24 protein-coding genes are annotated in these 23,382 nt (G+C 63.1%); 17 read left to right on the top strand and 7 right to left on the bottom strand.

Annotation, left to right across the window (positions count from 1 at the left end):
* Nucleotides 1-38 precede the first annotated feature (38 nt).
* On the bottom strand, nucleotides 39-950 hold the full coding sequence (locus AC04SH_RS03380; protein ID WP_488573935.1) for a DMT family transporter: 912 nt from the start codon (nucleotides 948-950) through the stop codon (nucleotides 39-41).
* A 135-nt stretch (nucleotides 951-1,085) separates the two neighbouring features.
* Here AC04SH_RS03380 and AC04SH_RS03375 point away from each other — a divergent pair, with 135 nt between their 5' ends.
* Nucleotides 1,086-1,523 (top strand): Lrp/AsnC family transcriptional regulator, encoded by a 438-nt coding sequence (locus tag AC04SH_RS03375; RefSeq protein ID WP_477235105.1) that lies wholly within the window; start codon nucleotides 1,086-1,088, stop codon nucleotides 1,521-1,523.
* A gap of 12 nt (nucleotides 1,524-1,535) precedes the next feature.
* Here the strand turns inward: AC04SH_RS03375 and AC04SH_RS03370 are convergent, their stop codons facing one another.
* The gene (locus AC04SH_RS03370) at nucleotides 1,536-1,994 is read right to left on the bottom strand and encodes a GNAT family N-acetyltransferase (RefSeq protein WP_477235103.1); all 459 of its coding nucleotides are present in this window, start codon (nucleotides 1,992-1,994) and stop codon (nucleotides 1,536-1,538) included.
* Between the two features lie 173 nt (nucleotides 1,995-2,167).
* Between AC04SH_RS03370 and AC04SH_RS03365 the strand changes: the two genes are divergently transcribed.
* Complete coding sequence (locus AC04SH_RS03365) at nucleotides 2,168-2,938, top strand: sulfite exporter TauE/SafE family protein (protein ID WP_488573934.1); 771 nt, start codon at nucleotides 2,168-2,170, stop codon at nucleotides 2,936-2,938.
* Nucleotides 2,939-2,981: 43 nt separating this feature from the next.
* On the opposite strand, the gene AC04SH_RS03360 is transcribed toward AC04SH_RS03365, so the two are convergent.
* Nucleotides 2,982-3,533, bottom strand: coding sequence for a DUF2269 family protein (locus AC04SH_RS03360; RefSeq protein WP_488573933.1), 552 nt, complete (start codon nucleotides 3,531-3,533; stop codon nucleotides 2,982-2,984).
* Between the two features lie 657 nt (nucleotides 3,534-4,190).
* Between AC04SH_RS03360 and rcdA the strand changes: the two genes are divergently transcribed.
* The 5 genes from rcdA to AC04SH_RS03335 all read left to right on the top strand — a co-directional run bounded on the left by rcdA (nucleotide 4,191) and on the right by AC04SH_RS03335 (nucleotide 8,062).
* Nucleotides 4,191-4,721, top strand: a complete 531-nt coding sequence (gene rcdA, locus AC04SH_RS03355; protein ID WP_181062223.1) for a protease adaptor protein RcdA — start codon at nucleotides 4,191-4,193, stop codon at nucleotides 4,719-4,721.
* A gap of 68 nt (nucleotides 4,722-4,789) precedes the next feature.
* Nucleotides 4,790-5,302, top strand: a complete 513-nt coding sequence (gene ruvC / locus AC04SH_RS03350; protein WP_112559670.1) for a crossover junction endodeoxyribonuclease RuvC — start codon at nucleotides 4,790-4,792, stop codon at nucleotides 5,300-5,302.
* 13 nt (nucleotides 5,303-5,315) lie between these two features.
* Nucleotides 5,316-5,936, top strand: a complete 621-nt coding sequence (ruvA, locus tag AC04SH_RS03345; RefSeq protein ID WP_477235095.1) for a Holliday junction branch migration protein RuvA — start codon at nucleotides 5,316-5,318, stop codon at nucleotides 5,934-5,936.
* A gap of 43 nt (nucleotides 5,937-5,979) precedes the next feature.
* Nucleotides 5,980-7,017 carry a Holliday junction branch migration DNA helicase RuvB gene (ruvB, locus tag AC04SH_RS03340; protein WP_112559820.1) on the top strand — a complete coding sequence of 346 codons (1,038 nt, stop codon included), beginning with the start codon at nucleotides 5,980-5,982 and terminating at the stop codon, nucleotides 7,015-7,017.
* A gap of 136 nt (nucleotides 7,018-7,153) precedes the next feature.
* Entirely contained in the window at nucleotides 7,154-8,062 is a 909-nt protein-coding gene (locus tag AC04SH_RS03335; protein ID WP_488573932.1) for a metallophosphoesterase, read from the top strand.
* On the opposite strand, the gene AC04SH_RS03330 is transcribed toward AC04SH_RS03335, so the two are convergent.
* Nucleotides 8,059-9,309, bottom strand: coding sequence for a glycoside hydrolase family 5 protein (locus tag AC04SH_RS03330; RefSeq protein ID WP_488573931.1), 1,251 nt, complete (start codon nucleotides 9,307-9,309; stop codon nucleotides 8,059-8,061). The two genes, AC04SH_RS03335 and AC04SH_RS03330, sit on opposite strands and share 4 nt — an antisense overlap.
* A gap of 65 nt (nucleotides 9,310-9,374) precedes the next feature.
* Between AC04SH_RS03330 and ybgC the strand changes: the two genes are divergently transcribed.
* The 9 genes from ybgC to ftsH all read left to right on the top strand — a co-directional run bounded on the left by ybgC (nucleotide 9,375) and on the right by ftsH (nucleotide 19,388).
* Nucleotides 9,375-9,845, top strand: coding sequence for a tol-pal system-associated acyl-CoA thioesterase (gene ybgC, locus AC04SH_RS03325; protein WP_192258711.1), 471 nt, complete (start codon nucleotides 9,375-9,377; stop codon nucleotides 9,843-9,845).
* A gap of 313 nt (nucleotides 9,846-10,158) precedes the next feature.
* Complete coding sequence (gene tolQ, locus AC04SH_RS03320; RefSeq protein ID WP_142869706.1) at nucleotides 10,159-10,869, top strand: protein TolQ; 711 nt, start codon at nucleotides 10,159-10,161, stop codon at nucleotides 10,867-10,869.
* An 11-nt stretch (nucleotides 10,870-10,880) separates the two neighbouring features.
* Complete coding sequence (tolR, locus tag AC04SH_RS03315; protein WP_192258710.1) at nucleotides 10,881-11,333, top strand: protein TolR; 453 nt, start codon at nucleotides 10,881-10,883, stop codon at nucleotides 11,331-11,333.
* A gap of 7 nt (nucleotides 11,334-11,340) precedes the next feature.
* A complete protein-coding gene (locus AC04SH_RS03310; protein WP_192258709.1) occupies nucleotides 11,341-12,498 on the top strand; it encodes an energy transducer TonB family protein in 1,158 nt (385 codons plus the stop codon).
* Between the two features lie 40 nt (nucleotides 12,499-12,538).
* A complete protein-coding gene (tolB, locus tag AC04SH_RS03305) occupies nucleotides 12,539-13,843 on the top strand; it encodes a Tol-Pal system beta propeller repeat protein TolB (protein WP_112559662.1) in 1,305 nt (434 codons plus the stop codon).
* 262 nt (nucleotides 13,844-14,105) lie between these two features.
* The gene (pal, locus tag AC04SH_RS03300; protein ID WP_112559660.1) at nucleotides 14,106-14,612 is read left to right on the top strand and encodes a peptidoglycan-associated lipoprotein Pal; all 507 of its coding nucleotides are present in this window, start codon (nucleotides 14,106-14,108) and stop codon (nucleotides 14,610-14,612) included.
* Nucleotides 14,613-14,823: 211 nt separating this feature from the next.
* Entirely contained in the window at nucleotides 14,824-15,906 is a 1,083-nt protein-coding gene (ybgF, locus tag AC04SH_RS03295; RefSeq protein WP_477235086.1) for a tol-pal system protein YbgF, read from the top strand.
* 52 nt (nucleotides 15,907-15,958) lie between these two features.
* A complete protein-coding gene (gene tilS, locus AC04SH_RS03290) occupies nucleotides 15,959-17,341 on the top strand; it encodes a tRNA lysidine(34) synthetase TilS (RefSeq protein ID WP_477235084.1) in 1,383 nt (460 codons plus the stop codon).
* A gap of 121 nt (nucleotides 17,342-17,462) precedes the next feature.
* A complete protein-coding gene (gene ftsH / locus AC04SH_RS03285; RefSeq protein WP_477235081.1) occupies nucleotides 17,463-19,388 on the top strand; it encodes an ATP-dependent zinc metalloprotease FtsH in 1,926 nt (641 codons plus the stop codon).
* A gap of 67 nt (nucleotides 19,389-19,455) precedes the next feature.
* Here ftsH and AC04SH_RS03280 read toward each other — a convergent pair whose 3' ends face one another.
* The 3 genes from AC04SH_RS03280 to AC04SH_RS03270 form a co-directional block, all read right to left on the bottom strand.
* Entirely contained in the window at nucleotides 19,456-19,842 is a 387-nt protein-coding gene (locus AC04SH_RS03280) for a winged helix-turn-helix transcriptional regulator (protein ID WP_477235079.1), read from the bottom strand.
* Nucleotides 19,843-19,959: 117 nt separating this feature from the next.
* Nucleotides 19,960-20,412: a hypothetical protein gene (locus AC04SH_RS03275; protein WP_477235077.1), complete on the bottom strand. Its 453-nt coding sequence runs from the start codon at nucleotides 20,410-20,412 to the stop codon at nucleotides 19,960-19,962.
* Nucleotides 20,413-20,655: 243 nt separating this feature from the next.
* On the bottom strand, nucleotides 20,656-21,375 hold the full coding sequence (locus AC04SH_RS03270; protein ID WP_477235615.1) for a hypothetical protein: 720 nt from the start codon (nucleotides 21,373-21,375) through the stop codon (nucleotides 20,656-20,658).
* Nucleotides 21,376-22,027: 652 nt separating this feature from the next.
* Between AC04SH_RS03270 and glmM the strand changes: the two genes are divergently transcribed.
* Nucleotides 22,028-23,380 carry a phosphoglucosamine mutase gene (glmM, locus tag AC04SH_RS03265; RefSeq protein ID WP_477235075.1) on the top strand — a complete coding sequence of 451 codons (1,353 nt, stop codon included), beginning with the start codon at nucleotides 22,028-22,030 and terminating at the stop codon, nucleotides 23,378-23,380.
* The last annotated feature ends 2 nt before the right edge of the window (nucleotides 23,381-23,382 follow it).

Below are 23,382 nucleotides of genomic sequence, written 5' to 3'. Positions count from 1 at the left end.
CTTGGTTTATGATCGCCGGCGAGCGGCCGGTCTGCTGCTCATTTGACGGCTTGCGGGCTTTCGACCGGCGGTTTGGCTTTCCACAATGTCCAGCCGAGGTTCATGCCGGCTGCCGCGATCAGGATGGCGGCGGCGCCGACGAACTGGGCCGGATGCAGCCGGTGGCCGAACGCAATGACATCGACCAGGATCGCCACGACCGGGTAGATGAAGGACAGCGACCCCTGCAGATGCGTCGGCAGTTTCTGGATGGCGCCATACATCAATATGTACACCAGGCCGGTGTGGACGACGCCGAGCGTGACCAGCATGGCCCAGCTCCAGCTGTCGGCGGGCAAGTGGGAGAGGTTGGCGAAGGGCGCCAGCATGACGACGCCGACGCAGACCTGGATCAGCGCGATCAGATGCGGTGGGGTGCCCGTCAGCTTTTTGGCGACGATGGCCGCGACGGCCCAGAAGAAGGCCGCGCCAAGCGCCATGGCTATGCCGATGACATAATCGATGCCGATGGTGCTGGAACCGGCATCAGGCCCTGTCTGCACGATCAACAGCATGCCGGCGAAGGCGATGCCGAGCCAGGTCAGCTTGGTCAGGGTCAGCCGCTCGCCGAAGAACAGCGCGCCGAAACCGACCAGCATGAAGGGCTGGGTGTTGTAGACTGCCGTGGCGATCGAGATCGAGGCGCGGGAGAAGGCGCTGAACAGCAACAGCCAATTGATGACGATGGCCGCGCCGCCGATAGCGGCGATGGCAAGAATGCGCAATGTCAGCCTGCCGCGCAGCAGCCCAAGTGCTGCACAGGTGATGAGCAGCGCCACCGCACCGAAGGCGCAGCGCCAGAACACCACGTCCATGACGGGCTGGCCCGACATGACGACGAACCAGCCGATCGTGCCGATGATTGTCATCGCCGCCGTCATCTCGATCGTGCCGCGCACCGTGTTGTCCATGACAATAGCTCTGATATCTGTTTGAGACTGGATAATCTCATGCGATCCTGAGGGTTTATATGATCTATAAAAGGTGATATGTGGACGTGGCCTAATTTAATAAGGCGATCTTCGCCTTTTTGCGAAAGAATGAAAATGCTGGACGATCTGGACAGAAAGCTTCTCGACATCCTGGTCAAGGATTCCCGGACATCATTGAAGGAACTGGCGCAGCAGGTCGGGCTGTCGTCGCCCAGCGTGTCCGAGCGGCTTCGGCGGCTCGAGGAGCGCGGGGTCATCCGCGCCTTCACTGTCGAGATCGACCCGGAGGCGCTGGGCTATCCGCTGCAGGCGATCGTGCGTATCCGGCCATTGCCGGGCAAGCTGCATATCGTGCAGCAGCTGATCGAGGAGATCCCCGAGTTCGGCGAATGCGACAAGGTCACCGGCGACGATTGTTTCGTGGCGCGGCTTTATGTGCGTTCGATGGGCGAGCTCGACAAGCTGCTCGACCGAATCGCCGACAAGGCCGAAACCAGCACCGCCATCATCAAGGCGCAGCCGATCCGACGCCGTCCGCCGCCACTCGGGTAAGCGTCGTTTTAGCTAGAGCTCCAGCTTGTAGCCGATGTGGCTGGCCTTGAAGCCGAGCCGGTCATAGAAGCGGTGGGCGTCGTGGCGGCTCTTGTTGGTGGTTAGCTGGACAATTTTGCAGCCGCGTGCGCGGCATTGTTCGACCGCCCATTCCAGCAGGCGCTGCCCCAGCCGTTCGCCGCGCCGGTCGGCGGCGACGCGGACAGCCTCGATCTGGCCGCGCCAGGCGCCCTGCAGCGACAGGCCGGCAAGATAGCTGATCTGCAGCGTGCCGATGACGCGGCCGCCGTCCGTCATCACGGCCAGAAACTGGTTGGGGTCGGCATTCACAGCCGCAAAAGCGTCGCGATAGGCTTTGGCCAGCGGTTCGCTTGCGTCTTCGCGGCTGCGACCGAGCGGATCGTCCGCAAGCATGGCGATGATGGCGGGGAGGTCGATTTCCTCGGCGCGGCGGATCTGGACTTCGCTCATTCTGGAAAACCTCATGCGGGGGACGGTGCCTTATGCATCGACGGCAATCGTGCCGCAAATCCGACGCCGGTGCCTTACGCACAATTGATCGCCACAGCCGGCATTTTCATGGTCGCGGTGCACGGGTTTCTGGGCTATTGCAGGGCCAGTCTCCCTCCAGCCTCCCTCACTTCATGTCAGGTCTGCTCGCCGATCCGTGGTTCTATGCCGCCGCCATTCCGGCGGTGATCCTTGTCGGCCTGTCGAAAGGCGGCTTCGGCGGCGCTGTCGGCTTTGTCGGCGTGCCTTTGATGGCGCTGGCCATGCCGCCGGTGCAGGCGGCCGCCATCCTGTTGCCGATCCTGTGCCTAATGGACATCGTTTCGGTGTGGACGTGGTGGGGCGTCTATGACCGCAAGATGCTGGTCGACATGATGCCGGGTGCAGTGATCGGCATAGGGCTGGGCTGGCTGACGGCAGCGCTCGTCACCGAAGAGATGGTGCGGCTGATCGTCGGTGCCGTCGCGCTCATCTTCGTGCTGCGCTGGCTCTATCTGCAGTTTCGCCACGGTTCCGACCATGCGGCGGCGCCAAACCGCATCACCGCCGCCTTCTGGGGCACCGTCGCCGGCTTCACCAGCTTCGTCGCCCATGTCGGCGGCCCGCCCTTCCAGGTCTATGCGCTGCCGATCCGGCTCGATCCGAAAGTGCTGTCGGGGACATCGGCGATTTTCTTTGCCGCCACGAACGCGCTGAAGCTGATCCCCTATTTCGCGCTCGGCCAATTCGACACCGCCAATCTGACGGCGTCCGCCGTGCTGATGCCGCTGGCACCGCTGGCCACCATTGCCGGCGCCTGGCTGGTACGGCGCATGCGGCCGGAGATCTTCTATCCCTTCACCTACGCGACCGTGGCCGTGGTCGCGGTCAAGCTGCTGTGGGACGGGATCTCCGGCCTGCTGTAAAGCAGCGCGAGGCGGCCGTACGGTCGCCTGCATATTCTCGGTGTTAGACAGCGCTCGGCACGAGACGGCGACTGCCGCCAAAGGCCAGTGCGGCGCCGGCGATGACGACCAAAATCATGCCGGCGAGAATGCCGATGTCGTGCTCGGTCGGTTTGAGCACCATGTCCGCGACCACGACCAGCATCACTGCATAGTCGAAGCGTGCCACGCTCATCATGCGCTGGCCCATGGCAAGGACAGCAGGTGACATTCCCTCCTTAGCGATCACCGCTCCCATGCGCTCGCCGATTGGTTTGAAGACGAACATGCCGATCGAAAAGGTCGTGGCATAGCCGACGAGACCGATGACAATCCACAAATCTGCGAATCCCACCCAGAAGCTGCACATGATCAGGCCGAAGATCAGCGTCAGCATCGACATCGGTGCGAAAAACCTGCCGCCCAGTTGTCCGCTGGCACGGATCGCCTGCAGCTTTTCCTCGATGTTGCCGGCGCGCTCGGCAAGCATGCCGAGCAGGAACAGCACGAACCCACCTCCGACCCACAAGGTGGCCGTAGCGATGTGGAAGAATTTGATGATCGAATACCAGTCCATAGGGTGCTCCTGAAGCAATTCTAGTGGGCCGCGGCGGCACAGATTTGCGCGCGACGTCGTGCGGAGCGGGCGTTTAACGCAATGCGTGTTTCGGAACGATGTCGCATAGGCGCGCCAGTCTGTTACCGCGGTTTGATCATTCATTTTGGTCGCAAGCCGCGGCGACGGGCGGCTGTCATGGCAAAAGAGGACAGGCTCTGCGGCATGATCCTGAAACGTCGCGAGATTAAGCCGCTCTGGCCATCCAGAGATCGAGCCGGTACTGGCCTCTTCCTCGATCGATTGGGTTCCGCGGGCCGTTGTGCTGATACGACACAGAAGGGCAGCGGTTGATCAAGAAATATCCGCTCCGTTAAGGGTTCATTAAGCTTTACAGGTGTTTACTATGTCCATCCAGTTATCTGGATTCTTACCGAGTGGTTGGAGCCACTTCGTTTGACGCCTCCCTGTTAAACTCCTGAGAGCCGCCTTATCCGCGGCTCTTTTTTTGTCCGCATTTTGGGCTGCCTCGCGCCCATCCGCCGGCGTTAACCGTTTGTTAAACATGTGCTTGCCTTCAACGGCGGCGAAGCGCATTTTCAAGCTTCAGTCATCTAGGGTGCCGGCGTGACGGCGAAGAAGCCGAATCAGCCGACGGGGTAGTGCAGGGGCGTATCGATGAACGAGCCTTCGAAGGGCATCGCGAAAACCATCAAACTGGCGGAACGCCGGGTTTTCTCCCAATCCTTCAAACCGCTTTACCAGGAAGGCATGGGCCTGGTTGAGCAAGCAGCCGAATATCTCGACGGCAAGGGCCGGGCCGAGGCCAAAAAGTTGTCCAGGCTGGCGGCGACGCTCTATGCGGCCGAATCGATGCGGCTGACGACAAGGCTGATGCAGGTCGCCTCCTGGCTGCTTTTGCAGCGGGCGGCAAACTCAGGCGAGATGACCCGCGACCAGGTTGCTTCGGAAAAATCCAAGGTTCGCCTCGACACCGCGTCGGCGCATGACGAGGCGGTCGGCTGGAACGAACTGCCGAAGGATTTCCTCGATCTCGTGACACGCTCGCTGCGCCTCCAGGCTCTGGTGCGCCGCATGGACGAGGAGATCTATGGCGGCGCGTTTACCGAGACGCCGTCCGCCGTCCGCCGCGTCAATCCGGTTTCCGACCAGATCACGCTGCTCAACACGGCTTTCGCCCGGGGTTAAAACGCCTCCCGTTTCCGGTTTGTTCACATTTCGCTGGCATCGCTGTCCGCCGGAGGTAAACTTGGCGGATGGGGGAAGCGATTCGCATCATCGGTATCGACCCGGGGCTGAGGCGCACCGGCTGGGGCATCGTCGAAAGCCTCGGCAATTCGCTGCGCTTCGTCGGCTCCGGCACCGTGCGCTCCGACGACAAGGCGGCGCTTGCGACACGGCTTTGTCAGTTGCATGACGGGCTGGCCGAGATCCTGCACGCTGCCATGCCGCAGGAGGCGGCCGTCGAGCAAACCTTCGTCAACAAGGATGCAGTGGCGACGCTGAAGCTCGGTCAGGCGCGCGGCATCGCCATGCTGGTGCCGGCGCGCGCCGGCCTTGTCGTCGCCGAATATGCCCCCAATGCCGTCAAGAAAGCGGTGATCGGCGTTGGCCATGGCGACAAGAAGCAGATCCACATGATGGTCAAGGTGCTGTTGCCGAAAGCCACTTTCGACACCGAACATGCCGCCGACGCGCTGGCCATCGCCATCTGCCATGCGCATCACCGGCAGAGCGTCGCCTACCGGATGGCGGCGTTGGCATCATGAAAGGCTATTGAGCATGATAGGCAAGCTCAAGGGCACACTCGATGAGATCGACGAGGATTTCTGCCTCGTTGACGTGCATGGCGTCGGCTATGTCGCCTATTGCTCGGCGCGCACTCTGGCCTCGCTGCCGTCGCCCGGCGAAGCGGTGGTGCTGTTTATCGAGACCTATGTGCGCGAGGACATGATCCGGCTTTACGGCTTTCAGTCGGTGCTGGAGCGCGAATGGTTCCGGCTCTTGATGACCAATGTGCAGGGCGTCGGCGCCAAGGTGGCGCTGGCCATCCTTTCGACACTGGCGCCGGCCGACCTCGCCAACGCGATCGCACTGCGCGACATCGCCATGGTCAGCCGCGCGCCAGGCGTCGGCAAGAAGGTGGCAGAGCGCATCGTCACCGAATTGAAGAACAAGGCGCCGGCCTATGCCGGAACCGCCTCCGGCACGATCGGCCTGAAGCAGGAACTCGGCGAGGGTGTCGCGCCGGCACCGATCATCGACGCCGTGTCGGCGCTGGTCAATCTCGGCTATTCCCGCGACACCGCGGCCAATGCAGTGGCGGCGGCGCTGAAGACGGCGGGCGAGGATGCGGATGCCTCGAAGCTCATACGTTTCGGGTTGAAGGAACTGGCGCGGTGAGCGGTTGCTTGCCCCCTCCTTTACCCTGTGCGAGGAAGGCGGCATGAGCCTTTCCCCTCGCCTCATTGCCCCGGAAAAGCGCGGCGAGGATGCCGAGCAGACTTTGCGGCCGCAGACGCTCGCCGATTTCGTCGGCCAGGCGGCGGTCAGGGCTAATCTCAAGGTCTTCATCGAAGCCGCCAAGGGCCGCAGCGAGGCGCTCGACCATGTGCTGTTCGTTGGCCCGCCTGGGCTTGGCAAGACGACGCTGGCGCAGATCATGGCGCGCGAGCTCGGCGTCAATTTCCGTTCGACCTCGGGCCCGGTCATCGCCAAGGCCGGCGATCTCGCCGCGCTCTTGACCAATCTCGAAGACCGCGACGTGCTGTTCATCGACGAGATCCACCGGCTCAATCCGGCGGTGGAGGAAATCCTCTATCCGGCGATGGAGGATTTCCAGCTCGACCTGATCATCGGCGAGGGCCCGGCGGCGCGCTCGGTCAAGATCGACCTCGCCCGCTTCACCCTGGTCGCCGCCACCACGCGGCTCGGCCTTTTGACCAATCCGCTGCGCGACCGTTTCGGCATTCCGGTGCGGCTCAATTTCTATTCGGTCGAGGAGCTGGAGCAGATCGTGCGCCGCGGCGCCCGCATCCTGCAAATGCCGCTCGGCGACGACGGTGCGCTGGAGATCGCGCGCCGCGCCCGCGGCACGCCGCGCATCGCCGGCCGGCTGCTGCGCCGGGTGCGCGATTTCGCCTCCGTTGCCGGTGACGGCCATGTCGACAGGCAGATTGCCGACGAAGCCTTGACGCGGCTAGAGGTCGACGCGCTCGGCCTCGACGCGCTCGATCGCCGCTATCTCTCCATGATTGCCCGCAATTTCGGCGGTGGGCCGGTCGGCATCGAGACCATCGCCGCCGGCCTGTCGGAGCCGCGCGATGCCATCGAGGACATCATCGAGCCCTATCTGATCCAGCAGGGTTTCATCCAGCGCACACCGCGCGGCCGCGTGCTGACCGCCAATGCCTGGCGCCATCTCGGCCTCGACGCGCCGAAGGACCTGGCGCAGCAGCAGATCAACCTGTTCCAGGAAGAGTAACGGAGATTTGTTCTTCGGAACGGTTTGTCTGCGCAGAATCTCCTCAAGCCTGCCAGCGTGAAGGCGCATTCCTGGATTTTATCGTGCGTCTTAATGTCGGCGCGGAACCGCTCCGATCAGGGTCGGAGCCGGGAAAGTGATCACCAGACGCGGGTTCCTGAAATTCGTCGGGAGTTCGTTCCTCTCGCTGGCTTCGCTCAGTGCCTATGCGGTCGGCATCGAGCCGATGCTGTTGACGCGTGTGAAGCGCTATCAGCTGACGCCGCCGCATTGGCCGGCGGGATTGAAGCTGCGCATCGCGGTGCTTTCCGACATCCATGCCTGCCGCCCCTGGATGACGCCGGAGCGGATCGCGTCGCTCGCCGTCGAGGCGAATGCCCTCAATCCGGATGTGATCCTCATGCTGGGCGACTATCCGGCTGGCACTCGAATGGTGACGGGTTGGGTGGATGCGTCGGAATGGGCGCCGGCACTTTCCGGCCTCAAGGCGCCACTGGGCGTCTGGTCGATCCTCGGCAACCATGACTGGTGGGAAGACCGTACCGCCCAAAGGGTTGGCGCCGGACCGACGATTTCACGCAAGGCGCTGGAGGCCGTCGGCATTGCGGTGCTGGAAAACGATGTTGTGCGCCTGGAAAAGCACGGGCATGGCTTCTGGCTCGCCGGTCTTGCCGATCAGTTGGCGTTGCTCCCCGGCCGGGCCTGGGGCCGCAGTCACTTCAAGGGCCTGGACGATCTCGACGGCACGCTGGCGAAGGTCAGCGACCAGGCGCCGATCATCTTGCTCGCCCACGAGCCGGACATTTTCCCGAAAGTGCCGTGGCGGGTTTCGCTGACGCTGTCGGGCCACACACATGGCGGACAGGTCAGGCTGTTCGGCTATTCGCCCGTGGTGCCGTCCCGATTCGGCAATCGTTTCGCCTATGGCCATGTCATCGAGAATGACCGCAACCTGATCGTATCTGGCGGGCTTGGCTTCAGTATCGCGCCAATACGCTTCGGCATGCGGCCGGAGATCCTGCAGATCGATCTGGGTTCGGCCTAAGGCAGCGAGCGGATCGCATCCATCACGGCAGGTTCGGCCTTCTCGCCGTTGAAGGCGTCGACGATGCCAAAGGCGCCGCCAAAACTCCACACCGACCATGAGAAACCGTGCGCCTCGGCGCGCGCAATCATGTCCTTGACGTAAGCCGCGCGATACTGCGGCGGCATCACATAGGGATTGCCGTATTCCTGGCGGATCATGCCGAACTCGCCCAGTGTGATGTTTTCCGGCTTGATGCCGTTGGTTTTCGCCCACGCGTCGACTTTTTCGAACGGCGCATCCATGACGCCGAGCAGCTTTTCGTCCGTGTCCATGCTGGCCACCTGCTCGTCGAGATAGGCGAGCAGGCCGCTCCGCCTGGTCCACGGCGCCTCAGCCTTCATCTTGGCGCGGATCGCATCCAGCGTCGCATCGAGTTTGGCGCGCGGCACCGCGGTCAGCGGGTAGGGCAGGCCGGTGACATAGGGAATGAAATCGCCGGCCCAGGTCGCGCCCTGATGGGTCAGCAGGAACGGGTCGTAGGAGTGGAACGTCCAGATGATGTTGTCGTCAGGGATCGTCTTCGGGTCGAACCTGACCAGCGAGGCCGCGTTGGAATAGCATGCGCCGGTGAGGATAAGCGTCAGCCTGGTGGCAGAGGCGCGCGCGGCGGCGAACAGCTTTCGCTGACGCTCCGGCCACAGGCTGGTGCCGTCGCTGTCGCAGTCGACGATCGGCTCGTTCATCGGCTCGAAAGCGACCTGCGTCGGGTCCTCGGTGGCAAGCGTGCGCGCCATCTTGCGGATGACCTCGACATAGGCGTCGAAAATGGCGGGCTCGTCCATCACCTGGCCCATGCCGATCTCGCGGCCGCCACCGGCGGGGATCAGGTGCATGTCGACGATCACTTTCAGGCCGGCGCGGTTGATCATACGAGCCGAGTCCCGCACGCTGGCATAAAGGTCGTCGCGCAGCGCCAGCGTCTGGTCCGACATGAACGGCGAGGGATCGACCGGCATGCGCAGGAAGTCGAAGCCGGCGGCCTTCAGCGCCTTGAGGTCGTCCCCGTTGAGGAACTTGCGCCATTCCGGATAGGGCAAGATGGCTTGTCGGTCATTCCATTTGTCTTCCCCGACCCAGGTCGTCCATTGGTCGAGGTTGAGGCCGCGCTTCATCGAAAAGCTCGCGGCGTGGCCGGGCAGCGCAGACGCCGCCAGCACCAGTAGCGCCGCCATCAAGGTCTTGATCATCGCCGTCAACAGTGCCATCCGGTTTGCTGCGCTGGTGATTTTGGCAGGACAGGTGCCCCGCTTGGGGTAAAAAGGAAAGCGCGATGGACGATCATGGTGAATCGGCGGCACTCACTGCCGGGCTTTCCGGTACGCTGACGGAATTCGGCCATCGGCTGATGGTGCGGGTCTATTATGCCGACACCGATTTCTCCGGCGTCGTCTATCATGCGCGCTATCTCGAATTCTTCGAGCGCGGCCGTTCGGACTATCTAAGGCTCGCCGGCGTCCATCACACCGAACTTCACCAAGGCAAGCATGGCGAACGCATCGTCTGGGTGGTGCGGCGCATGGAGATCGATTTTCGTTCGCCCGCCCGCATGGACGATATCCTGACCATCGACACTCGCACCGAAGACATTTCCGGCGCCCGCATCGTCATGGCACAGCAATTGAAGCGCCGCGCCGAGGTGCTGGTCGAGGCCAAGGTCCAGGCGGCGATCATCGGTGAGAACGGCCGGCCGAAACGCTTTCCCAAGGAATGGATCGCGGCCTTCATACCGAGAGCAAGCTGATATCCAGGCATTCCGGCCTGCAACGAGCGGGCTGATCGGCAGCGCATTCGACTGTGATGGGCGGGCTGCCGTCGTCCCGGGGCGCGGCAATGCGCCGCGCCATATTTCCTAACCCATCCTTAACCATAACGGTTCATGAAGAGACTGGTGAAGATTGGAAGAATCCGTGCGCCTTCCTTTCACCAATATTTGCCCTGAAAAGGCCGCTAACGGTGCATTTTGGGGTAATCCGCAAGCCTAGCGCGAACGGACCACAAGGGATGCCCATGGGCCAGCCGCCAGCGATGCCCGGAAAATCTTAAGGACTTGAACGATGGAAAATATCGCACTCGCCGACCCGGCAGCGCATTTGTCGATTTGGGCGCTGTTCATGCAGGCCGGCTGGGTGGTCAAGCTGGTGATGATCGGGCTGCTCTGCGCTTCGATCTGGACCTGGGCGATCATCGTCGACAAGCTGGTCAGCTATGCCCGCATGCGGCTGTCGCTCAATCGCTTCGAACAGGTGTTCTGGTCGGGGCAGTCGCTGGAGGAGCTCTACCGCACGCTCGCGGACCGCAAGACCACCGGCATGGGCGCGATCTTCGTCGCCGCCATGCGCGAATGGAAAAAGAGTTTCGAGAAGGGCGCCAAATCGCCGCTCGGCCTGCAGACCCGCATCGACAAGGCGATGGACCTGGCGCTGACGCGCGAGATGGAACGGCTGGAGGGACGGCTCGGCTTCCTCGCCACCACCGGTTCGGCGGCACCCTTCATCGGCCTGTTCGGCACCGTCATCGGCATCATGACCTCGTTCCAGGCCATTGCCGCGTCCAAGAACACCAGCCTTTCGGTGGTGGCGCCCGGCATCGCCGAGGCGCTGCTGGCAACGGCCATCGGCCTGCTCGCTGCCATCCCGGCTGTTATCGCCTACAACAAGCTGTCATCGGACGCGAACAAGATCGCGGTGCGCATGGAAGGGTTCTCGGACGAGTTCTCCGCCATACTCTCGCGCCAAATCGATGAAAAAGTCGCACCGAAGGCCTGAGGAGCAGCAAGATGGGTATGTCGGTAGGCATCTCGGGACGCGGCGGACGCGGCCACAGGCGGCGCGGCCGCCATCACGCGCTGATATCGGAAATCAACGTCACGCCGATGGTCGACGTGATGCTGGTGCTGTTGATCATCTTCATGGTCGCGGCACCCTTGCTGACGGTCGGCGTTCCGATCGATCTGCCGGATACGCAGGCCAAGGCGATGAACGTCGATACCCAGCCGATCACCGTCTCGATCGACCCGGCCGGCAAGATCTTCCTGCAGGAGACCGAAATTCCGATCGACGAGCTGGTCGCGAAGCTGCAGGCAATTTCCAAGACCGGCTATGACGAACGCATCTTCATCCGCGGCGACAAGTCGACCGACTATGGCACCGCCATGAAGGTGATGGCCCGCATTTCGGCCGCTGGTTACAAGAACATCGGCCTGGTTTCATTGCAGGAACAGGAACAGTAGCGCCAAGATGCGGACTGGCCTCACCACATCGGTGATCTTGCACACGGTAGCGTTGGCTTTCGGGCTGTTCACGCTGTCGTCGCCGCCTGCCATGCCGGCGTCCGATGCTGAATCGGTCTCGGTCGCTATCGTGCCGGTAGAGGCCGTCGCGCAGACGCTGCAGGGCGACAAGAAGGCAGTGATGCGCGAAAAGCCGGCGCCGACCCCGACCAAGCGACCCGATATCGTGCCAGCGGCACAGAAGATTGGCGAGAACAGCGTCGATACCGACAAGCCGGTGACGGACGAGGCCAAGCCGAAGCCGGTCGAGAAAACAGCGACGGCTGCCCTGGCGCCGACGCCGACCGAAAAGCCGAAGACCGAGGACGCGCCGAAGCCTAAGGAAGAGCCGAAGCCGACACCGGCAACGGAAGTGGCGCCGGTTCCGCAGCCGAAGGAAGAGGTCAAGCCCGAGCCGGTCAAGCAGGCCGAACCGAAGCCGACCCCGGCGAAGGAGCCGGCGCCAGCGCCGCAACCGGAGACGACCGCCGCTATCGAGCCGAAGCCAGAGGTCAAGCCCGATGCGGTCGCCGAGGCCATAACGGAACAGCAGCCTCCGGAGGAGGCGCAGCTGCCGAATTTCGCGCCCGCGCCCGAAGCGCGACCGAAGCCGCAGCCGGCGCAGGCTGAAAGCGCCAAAGCGCCGGACCGCAAGGATGCCGACAAGCCGGTCAAGGAAGCCTCGTCCAAGCCGAAGTCCGAGGACAAGCAGTTCAACGCTGATGAGATTTCAGCTCTCCTCGACAAGCAGAAGCCATCCGGCGGCGGCGCCAAGCGCTCGACGCAGCAGGCGTCGCTCGGCGCCGACAAGACCCAGGGCCAGAAGCTGTCGCAAAGCGAAATGGGCGCTTTGTCGGATCAGCTCGGCGGTTGCTGGACCCTTCCCGTGGGGCTCGAGGGTTCGGAAAACTTCGTCGCCGTGGTCCTGTTCAACCTCGACGCCTCCGGCAAGCTCGATGGCCGGCCGACCGTCGAGAAATCGAGCGGAAACCAGCAGTTCGACGAGAGTGCGGTGCGTGCCGTCCAGAAATGCAACATGGCCGGCCTGCAGGTTCCTGCCGGCAAGCAGGATATCTGGGCCCAGGTTCGGGTCACTTTCGATCCCAGAGAGATGCTTGGGCTTTAAGTCTGGCGTCCACAAAATCAGTTAAGAGAAGCGAGACGACATGAAATCCATCCTCAAGCCGCTCCTGACGATTGCAGCCATGGCGCTGGGCATGACTGCCGTTGCCACCTTGCCGGCGCGAGCACTCGTCGAGATCAACGTCAACAAGGGCAATGTCGAGCCGTTGCCGATCGCGATCACCGATTTTCAAGGTGAGATTGGCGCCCAGATCTCCGATATCGTCAGCGCCGATCTGAAACGCTCCGGTCTGTTCGCACCGATAGACAAGAGCGCCTTCATCGAGAAGATCGCCAATCCGGATGCGCAGCCGCGCTTCGACGACTGGAAGGTGATCAACGCGCAGGCGCTGGTAACCGGCAGCGTCGGCAAGGAGGCGGACGGCCGCATCCGCGCCCAGTACCGGTTGTGGGACACTTTTGCCGGCCAGCAGATGTCCGGCGAGCAGTTCTTCGCCAACGACGCCAACACCAGGCGCGTCGCCCACATCATCGCCGACGCGATCTATGAGAGGCTGACCGGAGAGAAAGGCTATTTCGATACCCGCGTCGTCTTCATCGACGAATCCGGCGCCAAGAATGCGCGCAAGAAGCGGCTTGCCATCATGGACCAGGACGGCGCCAACGTCCGCTATCTCTCGGACGGCAAGTCGATCGTGCTGACGCCGCGTTTCTCGCCGAACCGGCAGGAAATCACCTATATGTCGTACGAAAGCGGCCAGCCGCGGGTCTATCTGCTGCAGATCGAGACCGGGCAGCGCGAGCTGGTCGGCAACTTTCCCGGCATGACCTTTGCGCCGCGCTTTTCGCCCGACGGCCAGAAGGTGATCATGAGCCTGCTGCGCGATGACGGCAATTCCAACATCTTCGCCATGGATCTGCGCAGCCGCTCGACGACCAGGCTGACCAACTCAACGGCCATCGACACCTCGCCGTCTTATTCGCCCGACGGCAGCAAGGTGGTCTTCACTTCCGACCGCGGCGGCCGCGCGCAGATTTATGTGATGGGCGCCGACGGTTCGGGCCAGACCCGCATCTCGTTCGGCGACGGCGTCTATTCGACGCCGGTGTGGTCGCCACGCGGCGATCTCGTCGCCTTCACCAAGCAGACGGGCGGCGAATTCCAGATCGGCGTCATGAAGACCGACGGCTCTGGCGAGCGCATCCTGTCGTCCGGCTTCCAGCAGGAAGGGCCGACCTGGGCGCCCAACGGCCGCGTGCTGATGTTCTTCCGTGACTCCGCCGGTGGCCCAAAACTGGTTTCCGTCGATCTCACCGGCCGCAACGAACAGTCGATCCCGACGGCGAACTTCGCTTCCGATCCGGCGTGGTCCCCGCTGCTGGAGTAACCACGTTTCAGCCGAGCCCCTGCTCGCTTCGTTGCAACTTGGCAACAGTGCCCTAAAAGCCCCGTTTTGGGGCTTTTTTCACGCCGAAGTCGCCTTTTGGCCGCATTTCCGCCTACGGTCCGCGACCATTGTGGCATCAGGTCCTTTCTGCTGCGGACGGGCGGCTGAAACCAAATTTTAACCGTGTTTCTTGAATGCCGGTTAACCCAAACGTGGTTACTGGGTGATCAACGAAATCACTCGAATACGAAGGAGAGGCGGCATGGGCCGTATCGCAGCACTTACCAGAAACCCGGCGATGATTGCGCTGATCGCGATGCTCGCCATCACCGGTTGCGCCTCGAAGAAGACCCCGAACAGCGCCGCCGACCTTGGTCTCAATGGCGCGGGTGCCGCAACGCCCGGCTCGGCGCAGGACTTCACGGTCAACATTGGCGACCGCATCTTCTTCGATACGGACTCGTCCTCGATCCGCGCCGATGCGCAGACGACGCTGTCGCGCCAGGCGCAGTGGCTCAACCAGTACAAGCAGTATGCCATCGTCGTCGAAGGCCACGCCGACGAGCGCGGCACGCGTGAATACAATCTGGCGCTTGGCGCCCGCCGCGCCGCCGCCACCCGCGACTTCCTGGTCGCCAGGGGTGTTTCGGCAAGCCGCCTGAAGACGATTTCCTACGGCAAGGAACGTCCGGTCGCGGTTTGCGACGACATCTCCTGCTGGTCGCAGAATCGCCGCGCCGTCACCACGCTCTCCGGTGCCGGTTCCTGATCAGCAAGACTGCGGCGCTTTAGTCGCAAAATTGCAACACCTGCATGCGAAAGGCGGCCATTGGCCGCCTTTTTCAGTTCCGGTCCCGGAAACAAAATCCGGAAACAAAATTTGGCCGAAGTCTCGCCTCCTGCTAAGAGCCGAGGGCGTCTGGCTGGTTCCTGTGATTGGAAGGCGCGAACAGGCTCACGAATTAAACGGCGAGAGGCACATGCATTTCAGATCGGTCTTGAGCGGCACGCTTGCGCTGCTGCTCGTATCAGGCTTCGCGGCTACTGCGAGCGGCACCGGACAACCCGCGGATAGCGGCTTTTCCTTCCATCTGCCGACGCTCGGCATTTTCGGCAAGAAGGAGAAGCCGGAGCAGCAACAGATCGCGCAGCAGCAGGACGGCACCACCGCTGCCAGCCTCGAAGAACAGCTGCGGCAGATGAACGGGAAGATCGAGGAACTCAATTTCCAGGTCCTGCAGATGCAGGAGCAGATGCGCAAGCAGCAGGAAGACAACGAATTCCGCTTCCAGCAGCTGGAAGGCGGCTCCAGCGGGCAGCCGCCGGCGCAGAAGAAATCGGAGGCGGCGCCGCAGGATGGCGATACCGGCAACAGCGTCGCCGAGGCCCCGGGAAGCCAAGCGCCGGCCGATTCGGGAGCACAATCGGATGGCGGCCAGAGCGTCGGCGAAGTCATCGTCGAATCGCAGACCGGCGATCCCGGCAAGGTGATCACCGGCACTCCGCCGAAGACGTTCGGCACCATCACTGTCGACAAGAACGGCAATGTGGTCGATGCCGGCGGCAACACGCAGGCGACCGCGCCGGCGGAAGGTGCGGCTCCCGCCGCCGAGGCGCCGGCGACCGGTCCCAAGGCCGGCAAGTCCGACGGAACGGTGGTGGCGGCGCTGCCTTCCACCAACGATCCGGAAGAGATCTACCGCAATTCCTACCAGTTCATCCTGTCAGGCGACTACAGCACCGCGGAGCAGGGTTTTCGCGACCACATCGCCCGTTTCCCCAAGGACGCCAAGGCGGCGGACGCGCACTACTGGCTGGGCGAGTCCCTGCTTGGCCAGCAGAAGTATCATGACGCGGCCGAGGTTTTCCTCTCCGCCAGCAAGGACTATCCGAAGGCCAAGAAGGCGCCCGACATGCTGTTGAAGCTCGGCGTGTCGCTGGTCGGTCTCAAGCAGAAGGATGTCGCCTGCGCCACCTTCGGCGAGATCGGCAAGCGTTATCCCGATATCTCGGCCGCGCTCAAGGAACGCGTCAAACAGGAAAGGGCGCTCGCGGCGTGCTAGTCTTCCCCTTGCATGTCGGCGTCCGGGGACCAGTTTTGGGCGACATGCATTGATGCTCGATACCGAGCCTGACCTTTCGGATTTTTCAACGATCGACTTTTCCAACGGCGCTGTTGCGGCCGTGTCCGGCGGCAGCGACTCGACCGCCCTCCTTCTTCTCCTCAAAGCTCACCTCGACCGCAATGCCCCGACAGCCAGGCTGGTGGCGGTAACGATCGACCACGGCCTGCGTCCGGAAGCGGCGGCTGAAGCACGCGCCGTTGCCAAGCTCTGTGCCGAGCGCGGTATCGCGCACCGCATACTTAGCTGGTCCGGCGACAAGCCGTCGACCGGCCTGCCGGCCGCGGCGCGCGAGGCACGCTACCGGCTGCTGGCCGAGGCCGCGCAGGCGCAGGGCATCGGTGTGATCGTGACCGGCCACACAGCGGACGACCAGGCCGAGACCGTGCTGATGCGAGCCGCGCGGAATGATGGCCACGAGCTTGGCGAAACGGCAGGCCGCGGGCTCGCCGGCATGGCGCCGGCCACCCTCTATGACTGGCGGATCTGGATCACGCGGCCGCTGCTCGGCGTACGGCGCGCGGCATTGCGGGCCTTCCTGCGGCGCGAAAATGTCGGCTGGACGGAGGACCCGACCAACACGGATGCGCATTTCGAACGGCCGCGCATTCGCGCCGTGCTCGGCGAAGACCGGAGCGGGCAGCGTTTTGCCGAGGCGATCGGCCTGGCCAGGCGTGCCGCCGCCGAGCGCGAGCAACTCGGCCGTCGCGCCGCCGCGCTGATCTGGGAATTTGCCGGCCAGCCGGCACCGGGTCTCATCCACCTCGAACCCGGTTTCGCCAACGCAGACGACACGCAAGCCGCGGTCTATGGGCTGCGTGTCCTGCTGGCGACGACGGGCGGCGTCGCCTTGTTACCGGACCAGGCGCGTAGTGAAGCGCTGTTCCAGCAAATGCAGGCCGGGCCGCTTTGCGCCACATTGTCGCGGACGGTCGTCGATAACAGGCGCACCGGCATCTTCATGTACCGTGAATCGCGCGACCTGCCGCCTGCCGCACCATTGGCGGCCGGACTCTGGGACGGTCGCAGGCGGGTCACCGAAGCAGAGGCGATCACATTGAGCGACAGTTCTGGTGCATTGTTGATCGCGCCGCTCGGCGCGGCTGCCGCGGCCAAACGGAGTGCCGGGAATGGCGCGCCAGCAAGCCTTGTCCGCGCCGCTTTGGCAGCGGAACCGGCGCTGTGGCGCGGCGGCGAATGCCTTGGCTTTGCAGGGGATGTAACGACGGCGCCGGCAATCGCCCTCAGCCCGACCGTTGCGCCTTTTGCACGCTTCCTGCCCAGCTTCGATCTGGCGCTGGCCAGGGCCGTCGCCGAACTGACCGGCGCGCCGCCGGTCCCGGCCTTGCCTTCCAGCCGCCACAGTGACCGTTGATGGTGGCGCGAAAGCTTAACCCAGACGTGCTGTTATGCTTGGCAAGGGGAGGCGCTCTCCCTATGTTAGACCCAAGTTTCCTCTCATACGCGTGCCCCACAGGGTACCAACGGGACAATTGATGAATCCGAATTATCGCAACCTCGCGCTCTGGGCGATCATAGCGGTCCTGCTCATCGCTCTCTTCAATCTGTTCCAGACGCCGCAGACGCGCGGAGCCTCGCAAGACGTTCCCTACTCGCAGTTCCTGCAAGAGGTTGCGGCCGGCCGGGTCAAGACGGTGACCATCGCCGGCGACCGCATCATGGGCACCTACACCGACAACGCGAATGGCTTTCAGACCTATTCGCCCGGCGATCCGCAGCTGGTCTCGCGGCTTCAGGACAAGAACGTCGTCATCAATGCGCGCCCTGAATCGGACGGTTCCACCTCGCTGTTCAGCTATCTCATTTCCTACCTGCCGATGATCCTGATCCTCGGCGTGTGGATATTCTTCATGCGCCAGATGCAGTCCGGTTCCGGGCGCGCCATGGGCTTCGGCAAGTCGAAGGCCAAGCTTCTGACCGAGGCGCATGGCCGTGTCACCTTCCAGGATGTCGCCGGCGTCGACGAGGCCAAGGAAGATCTGGAAGAGATCGTTGAATTCCTGCGAGATCCGCAGAAGTTCCAGCGCCTGGGCGGCAAGATTCCGCGCGGCGTGCTGCTCGTCGGCCCTCCCGGCACCGGCAAGACGCTGCTCGCCCGGTCGGTTGCCGGTGAAGCCAATGTGCCCTTCTTCACCATTTCGGGTTCGGACTTCGTCGAGATGTTCGTCGGCGTCGGCGCGAGCCGCGTGCGCGACATGTTCGACCAGGCCAAGAAGAACGCGCCCTGCATCATCTTCATCGACGAAATCGACGCCGTCGGCCGCCATCGCGGCGCCGGCCTCGGCGGCGGCAATGACGAGCGCGAGCAGACGCTGAACCAGCTGCTGGTCGAGATGGACGGTTTCGAGTCCAACGAGAGCATCATCCTGATCGCCGCCACCAACAGGCCCGACGTGCTCGATCCGGCGCTGTTGCGCCCGGGCCGTTTCGACCGCCAGGTGGTGGTGCCGAACCCCGACATCGTCGGCCGCGAGAAGATCCTCAAGGTGCATGTGCGCAACGTGCCGCTGGCGCCCAATGTCGACCTCAAGGTGGTCGCGCGTGGCACGCCGGGCTTCTCCGGCGCCGATCTGATGAACCTGGTCAACGAATCCGCTCTGATGGCGGCGCGGCGCAACAAGCGCCTCGTCACCATGGCCGAATTCGAGGACGCCAAGGACAAGATCATGATGGGCGCCGAGCGCCGCTCGTCGGCCATGACCCAGGCCGAGAAGGAGCTCACCGCCTACCACGAGGCCGGCCACGCCATCCTGGCGCTCAACGTGCCGTCCGCCGATCCGCTGCACAAGGCGACCATCATCCCGCGCGGCCGTGCGCTCGGCATGGTCATGCAGCTGCCGGAAGGCGACCGCTATTCGATGAGCTACAAGTACATGGTCTCGCGGCTTGCCATTATGATGGGTGGCCGCGTCGCCGAGGAGTTCAAGTTCGGCAAGGAGAACATCACTTCGGGCGCTTCCTCCGACATCGAGCAGGCGACCAAGCTGGCGCGCGCCATGGTTACGCGCTGGGGCTTCTCGGACAAGCTCGGCCATGTCGCCTATGGCGACAACCAGGAAGAGGTTTTCCTCGGCCATTCGGTGGCGCGCACCCAGAACATCTCGGAAGAGACCGCGCAGATCATCGACGCCGAAGTGCGCCGGCTGATCGACGAGGCCTATGTCTCGGCCAAGTCCATCCTGACCAAGAAGAAGAAGGAATGGATTGCGCTGGCGCAAGGGCTGCTCGAATACGAGACGCTTTCGGGCGAGGAGATCAAGCAGCTGATCGCCGGGCACAAGCCCGCACGCGACCTCGGCGACGACACACCGCCAAGCCGTGGTTCAGCGGTGCCGAAGTCCGGCCGCCGCAAGAAGGGCCCGGAGCCCGAAGGCGGCATGGAGCCTCAGCCGTCGAGTTGAGCTGAAATCGCTCGATTCAAGAAGACGCCGCGGCTTCAATCCGCGGCGTTTTGCTATTCAGGGTTGATCAAAGAGCGTGTGGTGCGATTGCACTGGCTCTGCCGGGGCGCACACCGTCAGACCGGCCAGCATGTTGCTTGCCCCATCTGGCCAGCGGGATCAGGGCATTGTCCAGCTCGATGCCGAATTCGGTGATCGAGTATTCGACCCGGGGCGGCACTTCGGGGAAGACTTCGCGGTGAACGATGCCGTCAGCCTCCATCTCGCGCAGCTGTTGGATCAGCATCTTTTCGCTGATGTCAGGCACCAGCCGCTTCAGCTCACCGAATCGGGCCGGCGCCTTGTGAATCTGCCAGAGCAGTAACGCCTTCCATTTGCCGCTGATGACCTCCCCATGGTCGGCGTATCGATGAAACCGGGACTGGCGACATTCACCCGGATGCCGATCTTTCAAGCCTGGTCGCGCTCCTGCGGCTCTCGAAACAAGGCGCTTGAGGCTGGCAAGACCTCAACAAAAGCCCGCCAACCATGAGGTTGGCGGGCTTTTCGATCTTCAAACGCTGCTGGCCGATCAGCTCTTCAGCTTGGCATTGCAGAGGCTGTAATAGCCGCCGCCCTTCTGGATCCAGCGAAGGCCGTTCAACGTACCTGCGTCCTTGTTGCCGTGGTAACCCTGCAGGCAGGTCTTCATTCGCGCCTTCGCGGGCTTTTCGGTCTTGAACTCGGCGGCGAGGGTGGTCGGGAATGTCACGCCCGCCGGCGCTACAGCGGGGGCGACCGCCGCGCTGGTTTCCTTCTTCGGCTGCGGCTCGGTTTTGACCGTATCCGCGCTGGCACTCTCCGCAGCTGACGTCGCGCACTTCTCCGTGCGGAAAGCGGTCCAATCCATGCCGTTCAGAGTGCCGCCTTCCTTGGCTGTGCGATAGGCCTCGCCGCATTCCTTCATCGTCAGTGCGCTTGCAGGGGCGACGCTCCAAGCAACCCATGCCGTCACAGCCAATGCCGCCAATTTCAATCTGGACATAAGACCCTCCTGGTTGACAAAAAAGTTCGATGTCCTTTTGTATACTGTTTGTTCCGGATATGTTCAATTGGAATCTTTGCGTACCACCGATAAGTCTGGCGGTGGGCAGTGTGGGCGAATAGATGATGCCGACAGCTTCCGCGATATGTGGACGCGAGCAAAGCCGGGCGTCTTCGAGCGAAACAAAAAGGCCCGCGCATGCTGCGATGCGCGGGCCTTTGTCTGGAGAATATGGCTACGCGATCAGCTCTTCAGCTTGGCGTTGCAGAGACTGTAGAAGCCGCCGCCCTTCTGGATCCACCTCAGGCCATTGAGCGTGTTGGCGTCCTTGTTGGCATAGTAGAGCTCGAGGCAGGTGTGCATGCGGCCCTTGGCCGGGGTCTCGCTGGCGTACTTCTTCGAGATCGCCGTCGGGAACTTCACGCCCTTGGGGGCGGTGACCGAGGGCTTCTCGGGCTCGCTGGTGTAGGTCGCCTCGCTCGGAGCCGGCACGGTGTCGTCGTCATCGGCGCCGGCGCCGCATTCGGCCTTGCGGAAGTCGTTCCACTTCTTGCCGCCCAGCGTGTTGGCAGACTTGGCCGCCTGATACTTGGCGCTGCAATCGGCCATGCTCAGGCTCTTGCCGCTGCTGTCGGCAGCTGCCTTGGTCGTGGCCTTGGCCGGTTGTACCGCCGCGGATGCGCCGGCGGCGCATTCGGTCTTGCGGAAGTCGTTCCACTTCGCGCCGTTGAGCGTGCCGGCAGCTTTGGCGGCCTGGTACTTGGCGCTGCATTCCTTGGCCGTCAGGCCCTTGGCGCCATCGTCGGCTGCGGCTGCTGCCTTGGTCGTGGCCTTGGCGGGTTCTGCCGCTGCGGATGCGCCGGCGGCGCATTCGGTCTTGCGGAAGTCGTTCCACTTCGCGCCGTTGAGCGTGCCGGCGGCCTTCGCAGCCTGGTATTTGGCGCTGCATTCCTTGGCCGTCAGGCCCTTGGCGCCGTCGTCGGCGGCAGCGGCGGCCTTCGTCGTGTCCGCCTTGGCCGCTGCAGCTTTCTTGGCAGGCTTGGCGGTCTCGGTGGTGGCGGCCGCGTCGGTGCCGCATTCGGCTTTACGGAACTGGTTCCAGGTCTGTCCGTTCAGCGTGCCGCCGTCTTTGGCGGCATTATACTTGGTACTGCACTCGGCCATGGTAAGCGCGTTGGCGGGGGCCGCTATGAACAAGGTTGCGACGGCAAGACCCGTCAAAGTTGCAAGTCGATGGATGAGCATGGCGTTTCTCCCGTTGCTGCGCCGATGGCGTCCCTTTGGTGAATCAATAGCTTTCAACGCTAGGCTGCGCCAGATGCTAACTCGCGCCGATACCCTCGCAAAGCGCGTCCTCCCGACAAGGTGATGAAATCATTGCGATCTGCGGCCTCGAAAAGAAGGGTTTACCGGACAACCTGCGCCGAGCGGCTTAGTGTGACTGCTATATTGCGGCAAGACCGTGTCATCCTGTTAGGCTGTGGAAACACTTGAACAGATCGCTACAATGATTTTCTAAGGATTGGTAACATACGATCATACATTGTGATGATTTGTGGTGCCCAAATTTGTGGCATTACGGGCAACTGAAGAACCGACGGGGATTCTGGGTAGCATGGCAGGGCACTATTTCGGCACCGACGGCATTCGCGGGCGCGCCAACAAATTTCCGATGACGGCTGAGATCGCGATGCGGGTAGGCATGGCCGCCGGCCTGTCGTTCCAGCGCGGCAGCCACCGCCACCGCGTCGTGCTCGGCAAGGACACGCGGCTGTCCGGCTACATGATCGAGAACGCGATGGTGGCCGGCCTTTGCGCCGCCGGCATGGATGTGTTCCTGCTCGGCCCGATTCCGACGCCGGCGGTGGCCATGCTGGTGCGCTCGCTGCGCGCCGACATCGGCGTCATGATCTCGGCCTCGCACAATCCTTATTTCGATAACGGCATCAAGCTGTTTGGGCCTGATGGCTACAAGCTCTCCGACGAGATCGAGGAGCGCATCGAGAGCATGCTCGACAAGGACATCGAACTGGCCCTCGCCGATTCCGACGGGCTTGGGCGCGCCAAGCGTGTCGACGGCGTGCATGACCGCTACATCGAATTCGCCAAGCGCACGCTGCCGCGTTCGATGTCGCTGTCGGGTCTCAGGATCGTCGTCGACTGCGCCAATGGCGCCGCCTACAAGGTGGCCCCAGCTGCCCTTTGGGAACTGGGCGCTGAGGTCATTGCCATCAATGTCGAGCCGAACGGCTTCAACATCAACAAGGAATGCGGCTCGACCCATCCGGCCGGCCTGCAGAAGAAGGTGCATGAAGTGCGCGCCGACATCGGCATCGCGCTCGACGGCGATGCCGACCGCGTGGTCATTGTCGACGAGAACGGCACGATCGTCGACGGCGACCAGATCATGGCGCTTATTGCCGAGTCCTGGCATCAGAGCGGGCGGCTCGCCGGCGGCGGCGTCGTCTCGACGGTTATGTCCAATCTCGGCCTCGAACGCTTCCTCGGCGACATGAAGCTGCAGCTGCACCGCACCAAGGTCGGCGACCGCTATGTCGTCGAACATATGCGCGCGCATGGGTTGAATGTCGGCGGCGAGCAATCGGGCCACATCGTGCTGTCCGATTTCTCTACCACCGGCGACGGGCTCGTCTCGGCGCTACAGGTTCTCGCCTGCATCAAGCGGCAGAACCGCCCGGTGAGCGAATTGTCGAAGAAGTTCGAGCCGGTGCCGCAGCTGTTGAAGAATGTCCGCATCGCCGGCGGCAAGCCGCTTGAGGAAGCCCCGGTCAAGGCGGCGATCGAAGATGCGCGCAACCGTCTCGGCAAGGCCGGGCGACTGGTCATCCGGCCCTCCGGCACCGAGCCGCTGATCCGCGTCATGGCCGAGGGCGACGACCCGCAGCTGGTCGAAGCCGTGGTCAACGGCATTGTCGACATCATCTCGGAAACGCGCAGCGCCGCCTGATC

The sequence above is a fragment of the Mesorhizobium sp. CNPSo 4688 genome (genome assembly GCF_057784295.1).
This window is presented reverse-complemented; position numbering and strand designations above follow the sequence as displayed.